The following is a 16890-nucleotide window of genomic DNA, read 5'->3' as shown; positions in this document are numbered from 1 at the left end:
ACACTGTTATGCTGTTAATGCTTTTTTATCTAAATAATAAGATGGTATAGTGGCAACTAAGTTTTGTTGAAGGGAATCTATTCTAACTAAAATTTTATTGGCATTTTTTGCTTTTAGCACTTCACATTTTAATCCTTCTAAAGCGCCGCAAATAATTCGTCTCTCTTCGCCGACAGCTGGCAATTCTGTACAGGCAGTTAAATCTAATATTTCATCATCTCCCACTAAGAGCTTAATCTGTTCAATTTCGTGATCTCTCACTATAGCATATTCTCTTCCAAATTGCACATACGCGCAAGCTCCGTCAACAGATAATGCTTTATGGAAATCCATAGGCGATTTAACGTTTACAAATACATACGATTTAAACAAAGGCTCTAAAAGAACTTTCTTGCGATCGCTCCAAACTCTCACAGTTTTAGCAAGTGGCAAAAAAGATTCTACACCTGCTTCTTGAATACGTTCGTGAACTTTCTTTTCCCAGCGGTAGTTTACGTAAAGTACATGCCATTTAGAAGTAGTTTTCATAGTGTTAGTTTTTTGATACAGCTTCGCTTCCCTCAGTCCCATGAAGCTTTTTCGTTAGTATTAAATAATTTTGAATTCCTTCGTCAAAATTGACTTTTGAAGGTCTTCGGGTATGCTTTTTAATTGATAATATAAATGTACAAGCTAACGCGCTTGTGGTCGCTACACTAAAGAGTAGTTGTATGTTACTTCTTCTGAAACTACACTTTCAGGTAGGTTTGTAGACACTAAGTTGTTGGTCAGTTTTTCTGGAGCTACTAATGATTTGTTCTTATTGAAGAAATCGATCAATCCTTCGTATGTAAAAGCTACAGGAATTGTCTCAGAACCTAAATATTCAATTGACTCTCCTATAACAGAAGCTTTGATTCCTAAAAGTCTAAGAACACGTAATAATTTGCTATCAATTTCTGCAAATGCAATGTTTCCTTTATTGGCACAAACTGGAGCAATAGCACACACCATTAATTTTTTAAAAAGGTTTACATCTTTTGATCCTTTTTGAATAGCAAATCGTCCAATATGGAAAATTTCGTTTACATCATAGTCTGTAATTGCAAGTAATGGGTTGATTCCGAACATTTTCTGAATTGGCAATATATCAGAATAGTTCCACTTTAATACTCTAATTGCTCCCGTGATGTCATTGTCTTCATTTTTTACAACAAAAATTTGAGAGTTTTCTGCGTATTTAATTTCTTCATCGCGAATTGAATTTACATCATTCGTATAATCCTGTGGCAAAACATTGTCGGAATGATGTTTAAAGTTTTCTGTTACGATAAATTTTGCAAGGTCTAATAATTGACCTTTTTGTAAGTTTTCGAGATAGTTTCTTTCAAGTTTCATGGTTAAAAAGTTTGATTCAAAACTATCTGGCAAGACGCCCTATCTCGTTACACTAAAGTGTAGTAATGTGCTGATATAGTGAAAACTACACAAAAGTGTAGGTAGTTCTCCTGTCAAAAAAAAGCCCTAAAAAGGGCTTAAATAAAAGGTCAAAAAGATGCAGTTTTTAGCAAGGATTTTTAAACGTTAAAAATCTGTTAATAAGCTATTTATGATAATTTTAGCTCTTTTATAAAATGTTTAATTGTTTATCTAAACATCAATGTATATATTTGTGAAAATGAGATTCTTTAGAGAAGTTCTAAGTGAGATGAATGCCTCCGATTTCTCACCTTATTTTTTGGAATTTTGAAGAAGTTGATTAAATGTTTATAACGTGAAGACTATTTGATCTATCATTTTTGTAGAGTATTAACATCTATTGTACCATGAAAAAAAGAATAGATGATACTTAAATAGTATTGCTGGAGTTCATTAACTCCTTGTATTTTATTTTTTAATAACTAAAAACTAGAAGAGACTTAACCTAAAAAAGCGAAACAAATAATTAGGAAACACCCAAAAAAGGGACACAAGGGAAATGATGCTTTAATAATGCATTCAGTTTAATCTATATAGATTGAATTGGAATTATTCTATTTTATGGTTACTGTAAAATAGTGTGCATGTTTAAAGTTGTGTAAAAAACTTTACTATGAGCGATGTTAATGACTTTTTTTCGTTTAGAAATACTGTAAACAATATTTCTAGTAACGATCAGCAGAAAACTGCTAACTATTTAGAACCGATTAGAGCTTTTGCCAGAACTACTTATAAGAGCATCTACATCATTGACTACCAACAAAAAGGTTTTGAATACGTATCTGACAATCCATTATTTTTATGTGGTCACACCGCTGAAGAAGTACAAGAAATGGGGTATGCTTTTTACTTTAAATATGTAATTGAAGCTGACTTGAATTTGTTGTTAAAAATTAATGAAGCGGGCTTTGAGTTTTACGAGCGAATTCCTATTGAAGAACGAAAAAACTACACAATTTCTTATGATTATCATTTAAAAAACCAGGAAGGAAAAACTATCTTGATTAATCAGAAATTGACGCCTATGTTTTTAACTAATGAGGGAAAAATATGGAAAGCATTATGTATTATTTCGCTTTCTGCTGAGCAAAATTCTGGAAATATCGCTATTTATAAAAAAGGAGATAATAAAATATTTAAATACGATTTGGAAGGTGATTTTTGGAAAACAACAGAGCAAATTACCTTAACCAATCGAGAAAAGGAAATTCTTCTCTTCTCTACGAGAGGTTATACCATTAATGAAATCGCCGAATCCATTTTTGTATCACCCGATACTGTAAAGTTTCACCGACGAAAACTTTTCGAAAAGCTGGATGTTGTTAATATTTCGGAAGCGATTGCGTATGCTACGAATAATAAATTAATTTAGTTTAGAATTGTAGATAAATAGAATTCAGGGAATTTTTTATACTCTTTTTCGGTGGCTATATTAAACGCTATGTGCGTACACATTGCGGCAACAGTCCACGAAGCAATTGATAATTGTGGTGGTGGGAGTTGTTCTTTTTCTTCTTTGTATTTTTGAATAATTTCATCAATCCACAAGTGAGGAGTTCCCCAAAACTTTAAATAATTTGAGGCGTATTCTACCATATTCACCTCATTAAAATCTTCGCCTCCATCGGTCTTCTTGATACTGTCCAACAACAACCCTTTTGGTGTGATGACAGTTACTAATCCGCCCCAACCTAGATTATAAGGATGTAATACAGGAATATTATTTTCTTGACATAGTTTATCAAAAATTAAAGGAACTTCCGTTGTAAAATCTAAAGCGTTGATTGCAATTTTGTGACCTTTAATGTAGCTTTCTGCGTTCTCGACTGTTAAAAACGTACTGTGTACCTTTATATTAGCATTTGCATTTATCGCCAATAATCTTTTCTTAATAGCCTCTGTTTTGTCTACACCAATATCATTTTCAGTATAATTTTGGCGATTCAAGTTTGACTTTTCCACTTGATCTCCATCAATGATTGTGATATTTTCAAAACCTAATCGCAAAGCGCATTCAGCAATGGCACTTCCAATACCAGAACCTCCTAAAATTATAGGATATTCTTTGATGATTTTTTGTTCTTCTTGCGTTACGTAGATTCTATTTCTGGAGTATCTATCTTCCATTTTGATGATTTTTATTCAAAATTAATATTGTGTACAGAATGATTCGCTACACAAAAGGGTAGGTTTTACTTTTTCACTAAATTTCCCTTTGAATTTAACATGTAATTCTTTCGTCAGAAGATAGTATTCCATGCCTCTCAAAAATAAAGTTTTTATAGGCCAACTTAAAATAAAGTCATTATTAATTTATCTATAAAATCACAAGTGTTTCTGTTACAAAGTTTTAGGCATTCTATATTTTTCCTAGAATTTGAATTTTCATATATAGCTTATGTCAACCTTCTTTGTTTTCAATTGTTTTCAACTAAAAAAAGCGTACCTCTGGTACGCTTTTATATACATTTTACATAGGTTTTTATTCGTAAAAATTTAGCTCATGTGTTTTGAATGTCGTCAATTTACTCGTAGCAATAGCTGCACTGTATCCTTCGGCAAAATCTAGATTGTTTAAAAACCAGAGTCTGTCTTCAAATTGAACCGTATTGTCTCTTATTTCAAGTTGATCTAACGGAATGTAAAACCCTCTTCCATCTGCTTTGATTACACTTTCTTTGATAGTCCAGTATTTATAAAATGTTCTTATAGGATTGTTAGAGCTTTGAATATCTTTCCACTGTTTTTTTGTCATTACATTATCGAAATGATTGAACCTTCTTGCTCGGTTTTCTTCTATATCAACACCTAATTGGATGTTTTTACTTATTGCACAAATTACATAATCTCCCGAATGCGAAATATTAAAATCATACGTAGGAAGTGTCAAATACGGTCGCTTATGTTTTCCATATGTAATTAAATTCCATATATTGGTATTGATATTATGATGTTTTAAAGCTTCTATCAAAAGTAGTTTTCCAAAGAGATTAGCATGCCTATCTTGCCATCGCATGAATCGAGCGTTGCGCTTCCGTAAATCTTCTGGAAGTAATGACAAAAACTCCGAATACACAGTGTCATCTAAAGGTTCTTTGAAAGATGTGAAAAAGATATCAACCAAACTTATTATGACTTAGAAATTAATTTTTAACATGAAATAGTTTTGAAAATATAGCGTCAAATATCTCGTCTATTCTTGATACATTTTGAAATTGAAGTGCTTGTTTACCAATGACTAACAATGGGACTTCATTCATACTATGACCTCCAAAAGACAGGTCTTCTATATTTCCATGATCGCTGCTTATCAATATATGAATATTATCTTGTTTGTTATACAATATTCCTCGCAAAAATTCATCGAATAGTTCAAAAAACCAGCGTGCTTTTTCCATATCCTTTCGATGACCAATCAAGTCAGGCAAAAAACATTCAAATACAACCAAGTCATAGTCGTCTGTAAGGTTTTTTAAATTGATTCCTGCTTGATAAGGGCTTACTTCTGGTACGCGATTGTTTGGAAGCTCTTGTAATGTACTGTTTGTGATATCCCAATGAACGGCTTTTCCTTTCATTAAGTCATCCATAGTGTTGAATCGATTATTGGCAGCTAGTACACTCCGCGTCGTAACACTATATCTTGAGGTATTGTTTGAATGGAAAAATCCATCGGTATATGAATTAGCGAAAATGTTTGTTAAGCCTTGTTCATTAGCATATTTAAAAATAGACCGCTGTTCAATAATCTGAACCAGTTCATCATTAGGATATGCCATTAAATGATATCCCAAAAATGCCTGTGCATTATAGCCAGTAAATAAACATGTTTGCCCCGTTGCGCTTTGCGGCACACCTTTTACTCCTAGACATGCGTCAATTCCTTTGAGTAGTACATTTTCAGTTAGTACTTCTACATCTCTAATTAGTTTTTTACCTACAATTTGGGATAGTGTAGGCATACTGACTTGTGCCAAAGGATTGGTTGCTACCTCATCACCTAAACCAACCCCATCTAAAAAAATATATATAAGCTTGTTTTGCATGTAACAGCGTTTAGACAGGCGTTACTTCACGTAAATCGAAATATCCGTTGTACCCTTTCATATATACTGCTGCTCGATGACCAAATAGTACCATTGCTTTTGTACGAGTTTCTAATTCAGAATCATAAAAATCTGATTTCACTTTTGTTCCTACTGGATGTGAAGCATTCCACTGCGCAACTAACTCAGACGAATCTTGAGATTTTTTTGTTACGGCTTTATTGGTTGTTTTGGTAGCCTTCGGAGCTTCTTTTTTAGGAGCTTCTTGAACTGCTTTTTCTTTCTTATTGAAATCTCTTTTAATATACCCTGTTAGTTTGGTCAATACCTCACCAACACCAAGTTCTTCAAACTCCATATCGCCTTGTTCCAATAAATACATCATTCCATCGGACCAACGTACACTACTATGTAATTGATCTACCAAATGTTGTGCAGTTTCTTTATGATCGTAAGGTTTTCCAGTAATGTTAGCAATCACTTCTATTTTTGGTTTGTAAAAACGCTTTTTCTTGAGGAATTTTTCAAATTCTTCTGCAGCACCCTTCATATATCGCGAATGAAAAGCACCACTTGTATTAAGAGGAATAAACATGACTCCCGCCTTTTCGAAAAAAGGTTGTGCGTTGTTTACATCTTCTTTTAAGCCAGAAATTACTATTTGTGAAGCTGCATTTAAATTTGCGATATCAATGGTTTCTAGATTAGCATCCTTCAAAATTTCCTGAATTTGCTCTTCAGAAGAATTCAATATTGCTGCCATTCCTCCATTTTTAGCTTGGCTCATCAATTCGCCTCTCTTTTTCACCAGTTTCAATCCGCTTTCAAAACTGAAAACTCCTGCAGCTTGTAAAGCATTGTACTCTCCAAGACTATGTCCAGCCACATAATCTGGCTCTTTTTCCCCATCTTTAAGTTTCTTTTGATAGGATAAAGCATTTACCACATAAAGAGCTGGTTGTGTAAATTGTGTCAGATTTAATTCTTTATTAGGGTCTTCCAAACACAACTCTTTGATAGAGTACCCTAAAATTTTATCGGCTTTCTTAGTCAACTCTGGAAACTCATCAAAAAGTCCTTCTCCCATTCCTCTTTTTTGAGAACCTTGACCTGGAAATAAGTATGTTTTCTTCATTTTTTTATTTTTTAGTTGATTTTTTAGTTGTTGTTTCTCAATGCAATAGACGTATTGATTCCTCCAAAACCGAAAGAATTACTCAACGCTGTATGGATTGTATAGTGCATCGCTGTTTTTCCACAGAATTGTATATCCTTTCGAATTGGAGTTTCTAGATTCATATTGGGATGTAAAAAATTGTGTTGCATTTGTACAACAGTTGCAATAGCTTCAACCATTCCTGCGGTATACAAACAATGCCCTGTAAGTCCTTTCGTTGCATTTAAGTATAGATGTGAAATTTGATTAGAAAAGACATTGTAAATAGCTTCTGCTTCAGTTTTATCTCCTAATGGAGAAGAACTTCCATGCGTATTGATATAATTGATATCTTCAAGAGAAATTGCTGCTTTTTGCAACGCAGCTCTCATGGCTTTTTCTTCTCCTTCTAGGTTGGGATTGGCAGAACTATTTTTATCTAAATTGTATCCATACCCCACAACTTCTGCTAACGAAGCAACATTTCTTTTTTCAATACTTTGCTGGGTTTCTAAGATGATGCTTGCACTGGCTTGTCCGTAGATAAACCCTTCATGTTCTTCATCAAAAGGGCGACATGCTAATGACGGTTGTTGATTGTATTTTTTTCCGCCCATAGCACCAATATTGATGAATCCTTGAATATCCATTGGAGACAAATCAGCAGGCACGCCTACTATTAAACAAGCGTCTACGATGCCTAACTCCAGTAATTGATACCCTTTTATGATTCCTACATTTCCGGTAGCAGAAGCTCCGCCCACAACAACACCTTCTCCTTCAATTTCGAACAATTCACTAAGCACACCTACTTGGTTAGTTTCTAGAAACTCTAGTGCATATCTTGGCGATAGATACTCTGGATCTTCTTTGAATTGAGAAAGTAAGTCGTATTGATACTTTTGTGTACTATTTTGTCCTGCTACCACCAACCCTATTCGCTCAGATGCAAGCTTTTTTTCAAACAAATTTGCAGCAGACCAAGCTTGTAAAGCTGCCAAGATAGTGGATTGAATGACAAATGGGGCACGCTGTCCCAAACGTTTTGCTTTAGCAAGCTTTTCTTCTGGAATGTTTGGTATGTTTTGCAATTTCTCCCTAAAAGAAAAATCGCGAACCTCTGCAGCTATTTGAACTGAAAGTTTCGGTTCTAGTTTAGGATGTGTTGCATGTATTCCTGAGATTCCTTGTTGTAAAGAGTTGGTAAAAGTATTGATAGTATCTCCAATAGCAGAAACAATGCCCATTCCTGTAATGTTGATCGTGCTTTTTTGTAGCATAGTTTAATACTTTTTGGTCATTTAGCTATTTACATTTTCATGTAATACATTTACTAACCCTTCAATATTGTTTACACCAGCAAAGCTCATTAATGGAATTTTTATATTGAGTTCGCGCATAGACATTGTTACGATTTCCATTCTATCAATAGAATTGGCTCCAATATCTTTTAGCTGTTTTTCAATGGCAATGTTCTCTTTTTCTACATCAGGAAGCACATCCATAATAGTTTCTTGTACAACGTTGTATACTTCTTCTTTTGACATAATTTTAAGTTTTAAGTTAGATATTTAAGTTTATTTGATTTATTGTTTTAGTAAAATTCAAAGAATTTTGCATGATTTTGTCCTTTTCGTAAACGATAAGAAGCAAAATCTTCTTTGTTTGAAAATTGTAAGTAAATATTATTCTGCATGACTGTTGAAAATGGTTCTCCAGGAGATCGTGCATATTTGTGTCCTGGAAAAATTCGCGTAGTCGGACGCATGTGTTCTTTTATAAGGTTGAGACTTTTATACATGTTATGCGCTGCTGCTGTATCTGCACACAATCCGCAGCCTTCTATAAATAATGTGTCACCGCTAAATAGATTGTTTCCTATTAAATAACATGTGCTTCCTTCGGTATGTCCTGGTGTTGGTAACGGAACTATTTTTAATGAACCAATCCAAAAAGCTTCTGCGTCAATAGCTCGCAATTGTGGCGCTTCAAATCCAGAAATAGCAATCTCTGTATGCGACATCCATATAGGACATTTATGCTTTTCTGCTAAGGGTTTTGCTAAATTCAGGTGATCAAAGTGTGAATGTGTAATTATTATGCCTTTTAAAGTGGTGTTACTCACTTCAATTGCTTGTTCAATTTTTTCCAAATCCCACGCAGGATCTATAATGACTGATTCGTTATTGATATGATCAATTACTAAATAATTGTAATTAATCACAAACATATTAGATACTCTCAATACGACTACTTGTGGTTCTAATCCTTCCTGCTGAGAATCTAAAGTATTGTTATTCATACGCACATTTCTTTTTCATTAGTGTATCACTGAAAAATTTTCTTTGAATTTTTCTAGTGTTTGCAAATTTTTCCCATATTGATTGATGAGTTGCAATGGAATTGATTTCGTGTTGTCTGCCAAAATATATTTTACCGATGTTGCCAAAGAACCACTTGGTCCAAGATCGATAAATATACACTCATGCATATTGACAAGATTTTTTATTGTATTTTCAAAGTTGACAGAATAGCGTAATACTTCCCAAAAGTCATCGTGAGTTATTTCGTGTTTGATGCGAGTATCTTTTGAAGAAACAATAGGTACTTTTCCTTTGGATATTTGTACTTTTCGAACTCTTTCTTTTAGTTCATCTTCAATTGGATCAAGTAATGGTGTGTGAAACCCATTATTTACTGGCAATAGCTGAGACACGATACTTTCTTTTTGCAATGCTTTTTGCAAATGTTGAATGTCTTCTGGAAATCCGCATACAACAAAGCTTTGTGAAAAATTTGTCGCAATTAGCCAACATTGAGAAAATAAACTAGGATCTTCTACGATTATTTCTTTTCCTGCCATAATGGCCAACATAGCTGCTTTAGGAGTTTTGCTTTCCACCATTTTTGCCATATCAACCGAGAGTTGTAATCCGTCTTCCAAAGAAATCATTTCCGAAGCCATACAAGCTGCAATTTCTCCTAGACTGTAACCAATCATGAAATCAGGTTGTATATTCATATCTTCCATCATTTTAAAGAGACTGTATTGCACACTTAGCAATGTTGGATTTGTATATGATAATTGATCGAATGGCTGTCCTTTTTTGGAAGGGTTGTATAACATTTCTATTAGTGATGTTCCCATTTGCGGAGAAATAATTTCACTACAATGATTCATCCAATGGTTAAATACTGTATGATGCTCATATAGTTCTTTGCCCATTCCGTAGTATTGTGAACCTTGCCCTGAAAAGAGAAATGCATTTTTTGTGTTCATTGTTTTTAAGTTTTTGCTTTTTATTATTCTCCAAAAAGTGTTTTAATACGCTCTCTCACTTCTGGTTGAGCAAAAGTAATTTCGTGCATTTTGACTTCTTGTTGAATAACTTTAGGCAATTCGTTACGCATTTCAGCTACCAAATGATCTTTTAAAGCAACTAATGAAACTCTAGGTTTTTCGGCTAGACTTTTGGCTAATTCGTAGGCATGATTCATCACTTCTTCGCGACGAAGCACAGAAAAAGGAATGCCTCGCATTCTAAGTTCTTCTCCACGATAATTTTTAGCGGTTAGTAGCATTTCTTCTGCTAAAGTGATGCCTATTTTTTTAGGTAAAATATATGTAGCTCCCATACCAGGTGTGAAACCATATTTCATAAAATTAGTAGTATAAATGCTTTCTTTGCTCATTACAACAAAGTCTGCAAATAAACCCATTGCAAATCCACCTCCAATTCCATGACCTTGCATAGCAGCAATTACTGGAATAGGACAATTTAATGACAGACTGTATAAGTCGAAATCTGTAAATTTTGAATTTCCTTCAGATAGTGTCATTAATTGTTCCTGTGTTCCTCCACTTGCAAAATAAGTATCATACCCTGTAAGAATGACTGCCTTGTATTTTTCTTGAGTCCCGATATATTGATACGCTTTAATCAAACTATCTGTCAATGCTGGAGAAAAGGTATTTTTACTTTTCTTATCCTGCATTTTTATTTGAATGATAGCATCGTCAATTTCGGTGAGTTCTACTACGTTTTCCATATTTGATTGTTTTATTCCCACGGAAATTGTCCCGTTGTCACAAATCGTTTGATTTTGTTTACATTTTCTTCATCCGAAAACACTTCGATGTTGGCTTCAATAGCAGCTTCTTTAGATCGTTTTGGCAATGTATCGAGTTTGTTCATGTATTTTTTGTAGCGTGCTACACCAGCTTTGTTCAATCTGCGGAGGCGTAATAAATGCTTTCGTAACAAGTTTTGAGAGTTTTCTTCGCAAGCGTCAACCAGTCCCCATTCAAGTGCTTGACTAGCATCTATTGGTTGTGTCATGATTGTTAAATAGTTTGCTTTGGCAAACCCCATTCTTCTAATGAGAAAAGGTAACACGCAAGCAGGCATCAAACCAAAGAGTAGTTCTGAGAGACTGAAAACTGCTTTTTCTTCACATAAAACGATATCGCAAGCAGCTACAAACCCAACACCACCAGCGTTTGCTTTGCCACGTACGTGTGCAATTGATACGTAAGGACCTGTAGCTAGTTGTAACCAAACATCATACAAAGGCTCTGGGTTTTGTTCTTGATGATTGGTTTTTGTGTTGATAGCTTTAAAATCGGCTCCAAAGCAGAATACTTCTGGAGAGCCTTCAATTACAACGACTTTTGCTTCCGTATTACAAATAGTTAATACTTGTTTAAATTCTTCAATCAAACGATCGTTAATCGTATTGTTCTCTTCAGGACGATGAATCTGAATAAAACAGATTTCGTCTTTAAGTTTTACTTGTAATGTGTCGTAATGTGCTGTATTTAAGATATCCATTCGTATTCTCTATGAAATTCTTTAATTTCTTTTAAAAACAAGGTTTCTTTTCCTAATGCTTTTCTTGCTTGAGGAATAAAGTTTTCGTCTAGTTTTGTATTACGCGTTCCAAACTTTACAGCATTACTGTTTACCAATAACTGCTCATACTCTTCCATAGTCATTTCATAGCGATTGTCTAGTTTTTCTTTAATATTGAATTTTTTCAAACGTTCTTGACCTTCTTTTCGAACAACTCCACTGAAAAATTCTGAGCAGCAACCAGAACCATACGAGAATACACCAATTCGTTTTGGAGTGTCAAAATTTCCATTAGCAATTGTACTTACTAAAGATAATAAAGCTGTAGCTCCCATGATGTTTGCCACACGTTGACAATAATCAAGCCCTGGCATTACTCTTCGTTGAAAATCTTCTTCTATTTCTTTTGATTTGGCTTTGGTTAATTTTCCCATGATATTTCGATGAGCTCCTTTTACCATTCCACCAAAAGGTGCATGAAATGCTAAATAGTCAAAAGTTGTTTGATAATCTGCCCCTTCAACTCTTTTTTGATATTCTAGATATGCATTTTCACAACAATCCAAGTATGATAATAAAGATAAGTCAGAATCACCCGCATCTCCATCTGCCGTAGGGCGGCATGTATCCATTACTTCATACCCGTAATATCCAGTAGCTCCCACATCTATTTGGAAAACATGTGGTTGATCACTCACTAATAAAGCAACACTTCCTGCGCCACCACTTGGTTCTGCAAACGACCAATCTTCCGTTAGTGCATCTCCTCCTTCTTCTACCATAAAGCGAGATACATCTGTTGCTATTACTAGTGCTTTTGCTCCAGGAGAGGTTTGCGATAAAATAAAGTTAACTGCTGTTTGTAAACCTGCTATTCCAGAATAACAAGCATTTTTTAATTCGAATAGGCGACAATTACGATTTAATCCTAAAAGATCATGAAAATAGGTACTCATTGATTTACCAAAATCAAAAGCTGATTCAGTACAAGAGATTACCATTTCAATACGATCACGTTCTTCAGGGCTTAATGCGTCAATTAAAGGTTTGGCTGCATTGACACCATACGTAATTGGATCTTCATACGGTAATGCCACTGTTTTTTCTTTCATTAATAAGTTTTCAAACCTAGTCATGTCTAGATTGCGATGTTCTGCTAATTTTTTTACATCTAAACATGCTGATCCAGCATGTACGTTGATTGCTTCAATTCCAACTAATTTCATGTGTTTAGTATTTAATTTGTTTGAGAAGACCTAGTATAATCTTCTTTTGTTTTTGGTTGTTATTTTTTTGTTGATTTAATTCTGATATAGTATTTCCCAATCGATAGCAGTTCCTTCTGTCCACAGTTTTGCTATTTTTTCGTGTTGATTTTCTTTGACTAATTGTTGAATGTATTCACGTTGAGTTGCATCTACTGATTGAGTATTTTTATTCTTTTTTTGATAGACTGAATTTCTAAATATTTTCCCTGATGATGATACTTCGTGTTCGTTAAGAAATGCATCTATTTGTTGTTCCCAATCTGCAAAAGAATCTGCCACAAAAGCAATACGTTCAGGCATTTCAGCACGTCCTGTTTGTAATGTGTAAGCAATACGTTCTAAAGTTTCAATATTTTGTTCAACAGATTGAATGTATGTTTTGTATTTCGAAACGTATTTTACAAGCCCATCTGAGTCATTAGCAGATACTACAAAAACCATTTTTTGCGGTTTTGTTGTTTCATTTTCTACCGATGCGCTTTTAGGTACTACATATTCTTGTAATACAATATGTGCATTGACACCTCCAAATCCAAAACTACTTACACCTGCTACGCGAGGTTGCGTACTCGAGTGTTCCCAATCGCTTGATTGATGAGCAATTTTGAAAGGAGTCCCTTCTAACTTAATATATGGGTTGATTGCATCACAATGTAGTGTTTTAGCAATTTTTTGGTGTTTCATCTGCAATATGACTTTTAACAATCCTACAACACCAGCGCCATATTCTAAATGTCCTATATTCGATTTAATACTTCCTAGTTTGCACTCCTGTGTATCGTTTGCTGCTTTCGAACGTTCTGCTGCGACCATTTTGAGTCCTTCAATTTCTATTGGATCTCCAAGAGGCGTTCCTGTACCATGGCATTCAACATAGCTCACACGGCTAAAATCCATTTCGGCGTCTTGCAACGCTCTTTTAATTACTGCTGCCTGTGATTTTGGATTAGGTGCTGTGAGCGAATTGGCATGTCCTCCATGATTTTCGGCTGTCCCTTTTACTACAGCATAAATATGATCGCCATCTTTGATTGCATCTTTTAGTTTTTTTACCATTAAAACTCCTATTCCTTCACCACGAACATAACCGTTTGCTTTATCAGAAAAGGTTTTACAACGTCCATCTTCACAAAGCATTCCTGATTTGGAGAAGCTTATGTATACATCAGGTGTAAGTAATGCATTTACTCCACCAATAAACGCTTGGTCACAATGCCCTAAGTTGATTGCTTCCATGGCACGATGTAATGCTACTAAACTACTGCTACATGCTGTATCAATAGGATTACTTGGCCCGTGCCAATCCATAAGAAAACTGATACGGTTAGGTCCTACAGAAGGCACCATTCCTGTGGCTGAGTAAGCTTCTACAGGCATTGAACTTAATAAATGCACATAACTACTTGGTCCGCATCCCATAAATAAACCTGTATTGGTTCCTCTAAGTTCGTCTGGTGCATATCCAGCATCTTCCATACATTCCCACACATATTGTATCATTAAGCGTTGTTCGGGAGACATGTAAATCGCTTCTGCAGGAGATATTCCAAAAAATAATGGATCAAATGCAGCAATATCATCTACAAAAGAGCCCCATTTGCTGATGCCTGGATAATCTTTCCAATCCCAACGATCATGAGGTATTTCACTTATCATGTCTTTTTCTCCGATTAACATTTCCCAAAATTCTTCGGGATTGTTTGCGCCAGCTATTTTACAACTCATTCCTACAATTGCCAGATCTTTATCGCGATAGGAATTCCTGTTCTTATATTTTTGTTTGAAGCTACGCGCAAATGGAGTACTATTAGCATCTTCTTCAGATTCTTCTTTCTCCACAGGTAATTGTGTCTCTTTTTGTTGATTTTCAGACATCGAAGTACTTGAAAAGTAACTAGCATGATTTTCATAGAGGTATTGACTAAATGCGTCAATATTGGTTGCTTCAAATAGAACTGTTGGTAAAAGATTTAAGTTAAATTCTGCATTAAATTTGTTGATAAAACTTGAAAGCAAGATTGAATCGAATCCAAATTCTGACCAATCTGCGGTGGTGTCTAGTTGCTCAATTTTTCGTTTTAAGTGTCCTGCTACTTGTTCTTTTACTTTTTGAGAAATTTCTTGTTGAAGTACGTCAGTTGTAGTTGCTGAAACAGTTGCTTCTGGTTTTACAACTTTTTTCTTCTTTTTAGGTTTGGTAAACAAGTTTTTGACATTTTTCTTACTTCCGTATAAAACGACTACTTGTTGTGCATCACTCTGTAAGATTTGATGCAATGCTATTAATCCCTGCTTTGCAGGTAACGGTTTGATTTTAAAAACTTCTTTCAGATTCCTTTTGGTTTCTTCATCAAGTTGCATTCCGTCACTTTCCCATAATGGCCAATTGACACTAATGCTTTTCCCTGAACATTTTTTAGCTATAGCTCGATTTGCACGATTTGTCATATATGCATCCATATATGCATTGGCAGCAGCATAATCTGCCTGTCCTGCATTTCCTAATGCCCCTGCAATTGACGAAAAAGCTACAAAATAATCAAGAGGTAATGATGAAGTAGCTTTGTCTAGATACTGAATTCCTTGTACTTTTGGAGCTAATACCTCGTCTATTTCTTCAAGTGTTTTTTTCGTGATTAGATTATCCGAATTGCTTCCAGAACAATGAATAACACCTGTAATGTGTGGGTGTTTTTTTATTAAATCGTTTACTTCCTTTTCATTACTAACATCACAAGAAACATAGGTTGTATTGATTCCTTGGGCTTTTAGCGCGTTGATAAATTTTTGTCGGTCGCTATTTAGTGCACTTCTTCCAACAAGTATTAACTCACAAGAATCACTTTTTTCCGCAATATCTTGACATATTAACTTTCCTACACCTCCAAGCGCACCAGTAATCAGTATTGTTTTTTTAGTTCCCCAAGTATAGGTTTCACTTGAAGATAGTTCAGCTTCTGTATATACCGTTTGTATTGGCTTGTTATTAATGGTAAGTTTATATTCTATTTTAGGATACTCTATCGAAGCCGTTTTTAGTAATCCCATAATTCCTTTCCATGAAGGTTGTTCTTTTGGTAATTGAACTTCTATTAAATGATTTGCTGTTTTTTCCTGTATACATTTTTTCACTGTCGAAAATACAGATTTGACCAACTCGCCATAGCTATTTTTTGCCTTTATAACCGTTGTATGTTCGTGTGATTCTTCGTCAGTTTCTTCTACTTCTTCCCAAGTTGCTTTGTAATATACCAATTGTTCTTCTTGTGCAGCAATTTCTATTTCACGTGCTTGAAATCCTTTAATGACCACTTTGACTTCTCCGTGTTCATCAGAAACGGTATAATCCATACCTTCTTCTTTCTTTTCAATATAAGCAACCATTGTATCGGTCAATTCTCCAAAAACAAAAGTATTTTTAACAGCAAATGGTACTACATTAGCTTCCGGATTACTTGCTAAAGCAATTCCTCCTTGTATTATACTGTCTAACATACCTGGATCCATAGCCATATTTCGCTCACTTGATCCTGGTAAAGAAAGAGCAACTAAAGCCGTATTATTTCCAATATGAATGGTTTCAATTCCTTGATGACTTGCTCCTAGAAACACCTCACGTTTTCGCATGTTTTCATAAAATATTGATTTTGAAGGACCTAATTGATTGCATTCTTTTTGCAACTGATCTAGATTCAATACTTCTGGAATGTTATGCTTATTTCTAACTTCGGTTTTGGTTTGTATGAGTGCTTTGGTTTGAAAGTGAACGCCTTGACTTGTTATTACTTCCACTCCAAATTCACCCGTAGCTCCAGGATATACTTTTGCTTGTACTTCACGTTTTTGTGAGACTAATATTGCTTGAACAAAAACACTATCTTCTAATACAATCATTTGATTGTTTGAAAGTGTTATAGAGTTTGCTACAGCAGCTCTGGAAATTTCCAAATATGCCATTCCTGGAAGGATTTTTTGTCCTTGTATGATATGATCTGCTAAGAAAAGTTCGTTTCCTGTGAATTCAGAAGTAAAAACACCTATCGGATACGTTTCGTTAGTGGATTGGTTTGTTGACATGGTTATTGGTATGATATTTTATACTGAATAGT

At 34.7% G+C, this 16890-nt stretch carries 15 protein-coding genes; 1 reads left to right on the top strand and 14 read right to left on the bottom strand.

From position 1 onward, the window contains the following. Window positions 1-6: 6 nt before the first annotated feature. Both AA088_RS08070 and AA088_RS17605 read right to left on the bottom strand, forming a co-directional pair. The gene (locus AA088_RS08070; RefSeq protein WP_046744441.1) at window positions 7-528 is read right to left on the bottom strand and encodes a UpxY family transcription antiterminator; all 522 of its coding nucleotides are present in this window, start codon (window positions 526-528) and stop codon (window positions 7-9) included. Window positions 529-690: 162 nt separating this feature from the next. Next, entirely contained in the window at window positions 691-1377 is a 687-nt protein-coding gene (locus AA088_RS17605; RefSeq protein WP_052752825.1) for a hypothetical protein, read from the bottom strand. A gap of 694 nt (window positions 1378-2071) precedes the next feature. Here AA088_RS17605 and AA088_RS08060 point away from each other — a divergent pair. After that, window positions 2072-2830: a response regulator transcription factor gene (locus AA088_RS08060; protein WP_046744440.1), complete on the top strand. Its 759-nt coding sequence runs from the start codon at window positions 2072-2074 to the stop codon at window positions 2828-2830. Here AA088_RS08060 and AA088_RS08055 read toward each other — a convergent pair. The 12 genes from AA088_RS08055 to AA088_RS08000 all read right to left on the bottom strand — a co-directional run bounded on the left by AA088_RS08055 (window position 2827) and on the right by AA088_RS08000 (window position 16858). After that, the gene (locus AA088_RS08055) at window positions 2827-3585 is read right to left on the bottom strand and encodes a ThiF family adenylyltransferase (RefSeq protein ID WP_046744439.1); all 759 of its coding nucleotides are present in this window, start codon (window positions 3583-3585) and stop codon (window positions 2827-2829) included. The two genes, AA088_RS08060 and AA088_RS08055, sit on opposite strands and share 4 nt — an antisense overlap. Window positions 3586-3940: 355 nt before the next feature. Continuing rightward, on the bottom strand, window positions 3941-4582 hold the full coding sequence (locus tag AA088_RS08050; protein ID WP_046744438.1) for a 4'-phosphopantetheinyl transferase family protein: 642 nt from the start codon (window positions 4580-4582) through the stop codon (window positions 3941-3943). Between the two features lie 19 nt (window positions 4583-4601). Beyond that, window positions 4602-5504, bottom strand: a complete 903-nt coding sequence (locus tag AA088_RS08045) for an alkaline phosphatase family protein (RefSeq protein WP_046744437.1) — start codon at window positions 5502-5504, stop codon at window positions 4602-4604. A gap of 10 nt (window positions 5505-5514) precedes the next feature. Next, complete coding sequence (fabD, locus tag AA088_RS08040) at window positions 5515-6639, bottom strand: ACP S-malonyltransferase (protein WP_046744436.1); 1125 nt, start codon at window positions 6637-6639, stop codon at window positions 5515-5517. A 23-nt stretch (window positions 6640-6662) separates the two neighbouring features. Continuing rightward, window positions 6663-7940, bottom strand: a complete 1278-nt coding sequence (locus AA088_RS08035; protein WP_046744435.1) for a beta-ketoacyl synthase N-terminal-like domain-containing protein — start codon at window positions 7938-7940, stop codon at window positions 6663-6665. 21 nt (window positions 7941-7961) lie between these two features. After that, complete coding sequence (locus AA088_RS08030) at window positions 7962-8207, bottom strand: acyl carrier protein (RefSeq protein ID WP_046744434.1); 246 nt, start codon at window positions 8205-8207, stop codon at window positions 7962-7964. Between the two features lie 47 nt (window positions 8208-8254). Next, window positions 8255-8962 (bottom strand): MBL fold metallo-hydrolase, encoded by a 708-nt coding sequence (locus AA088_RS08025; protein ID WP_046744433.1) that lies wholly within the window; start codon window positions 8960-8962, stop codon window positions 8255-8257. An 18-nt stretch (window positions 8963-8980) separates the two neighbouring features. Further along, entirely contained in the window at window positions 8981-9940 is a 960-nt protein-coding gene (locus tag AA088_RS08020; RefSeq protein WP_046744432.1) for an acyltransferase domain-containing protein, read from the bottom strand. Window positions 9941-9963: 23 nt separating this feature from the next. Then, complete coding sequence (locus AA088_RS08015; protein ID WP_046744595.1) at window positions 9964-10710, bottom strand: polyketide synthase; 747 nt, start codon at window positions 10708-10710, stop codon at window positions 9964-9966. Window positions 10711-10721: 11 nt separating this feature from the next. Next, on the bottom strand, window positions 10722-11492 hold the full coding sequence (locus AA088_RS08010; RefSeq protein WP_046744431.1) for an enoyl-CoA hydratase/isomerase: 771 nt from the start codon (window positions 11490-11492) through the stop codon (window positions 10722-10724). Beyond that, window positions 11480-12739 (bottom strand): hydroxymethylglutaryl-CoA synthase family protein, encoded by a 1260-nt coding sequence (locus tag AA088_RS08005; protein ID WP_046744430.1) that lies wholly within the window; start codon window positions 12737-12739, stop codon window positions 11480-11482. Before AA088_RS08005 ends, AA088_RS08010 begins: the two co-directional genes overlap by 13 nt. 75 nt (window positions 12740-12814) lie before the next feature. After that, window positions 12815-16858, bottom strand: coding sequence for an SDR family NAD(P)-dependent oxidoreductase (locus tag AA088_RS08000; RefSeq protein ID WP_046744429.1), 4044 nt, complete (start codon window positions 16856-16858; stop codon window positions 12815-12817). Window positions 16859-16890: the final 32 nt, after the last annotated feature.

This window comes from Kordia zhangzhouensis (assembly GCF_001005305.1).
Lineage (GTDB): Bacteria > Bacteroidota > Bacteroidia > Flavobacteriales > Flavobacteriaceae > Kordia > Kordia zhangzhouensis.
The sequence above is the reverse complement of the archived record's forward strand: the minus strand, read 5'-3'. Positions and strand labels throughout refer to the sequence as shown.

Excerpts from the sequence above, each read along its gene's own strand:
- AA088_RS08070 (WP_046744441.1), bottom strand. The coding sequence starts at position 528 with ATGAAAACTACTTCTAAATGGCATGTACTTTACGTAAACTACCGCTGG.
- AA088_RS17605 (WP_052752825.1), bottom strand. The coding sequence starts at position 1,377 with ATGAAACTTGAAAGAAACTATCTCGAAAACTTACAAAAAGGTCAATTA.
- AA088_RS08030 (WP_046744434.1), bottom strand. The coding sequence starts at position 8,207 with ATGTCAAAAGAAGAAGTATACAACGTTGTACAAGAAACTATTATGGAT.
- AA088_RS08025 (WP_046744433.1), bottom strand. The coding sequence starts at position 8,962 with ATGAATAACAATACTTTAGATTCTCAGCAGGAAGGATTAGAACCACAA.
- AA088_RS08015 (WP_046744595.1), bottom strand. The coding sequence starts at position 10,710 with ATGGAAAACGTAGTAGAACTCACCGAAATTGACGATGCTATCATTCAA.
- AA088_RS08020 (WP_046744432.1), bottom strand. The coding sequence starts at position 9,940 with ATGAACACAAAAAATGCATTTCTCTTTTCAGGGCAAGGTTCACAATAC.
- AA088_RS08005 (WP_046744430.1), bottom strand. The coding sequence starts at position 12,739 with ATGAAATTAGTTGGAATTGAAGCAATCAACGTACATGCTGGATCAGCA.
- AA088_RS08000 (WP_046744429.1), bottom strand. The coding sequence starts at position 16,858 with ATGTCAACAAACCAATCCACTAACGAAACGTATCCGATAGGTGTTTTT.
- AA088_RS08060 (WP_046744440.1), top strand. The coding sequence starts at position 2,072 with ATGAGCGATGTTAATGACTTTTTTTCGTTTAGAAATACTGTAAACAAT.
- fabD (WP_046744436.1), bottom strand. The coding sequence starts at position 6,639 with ATGAAGAAAACATACTTATTTCCAGGTCAAGGTTCTCAAAAAAGAGGA.
- AA088_RS08035 (WP_046744435.1), bottom strand. The coding sequence starts at position 7,940 with ATGCTACAAAAAAGCACGATCAACATTACAGGAATGGGCATTGTTTCT.
- AA088_RS08045 (WP_046744437.1), bottom strand. The coding sequence starts at position 5,504 with ATGCAAAACAAGCTTATATATATTTTTTTAGATGGGGTTGGTTTAGGT.
- AA088_RS08055 (WP_046744439.1), bottom strand. The coding sequence starts at position 3,585 with ATGGAAGATAGATACTCCAGAAATAGAATCTACGTAACGCAAGAAGAA.
- AA088_RS08010 (WP_046744431.1), bottom strand. The coding sequence starts at position 11,492 with ATGGATATCTTAAATACAGCACATTACGACACATTACAAGTAAAACTT.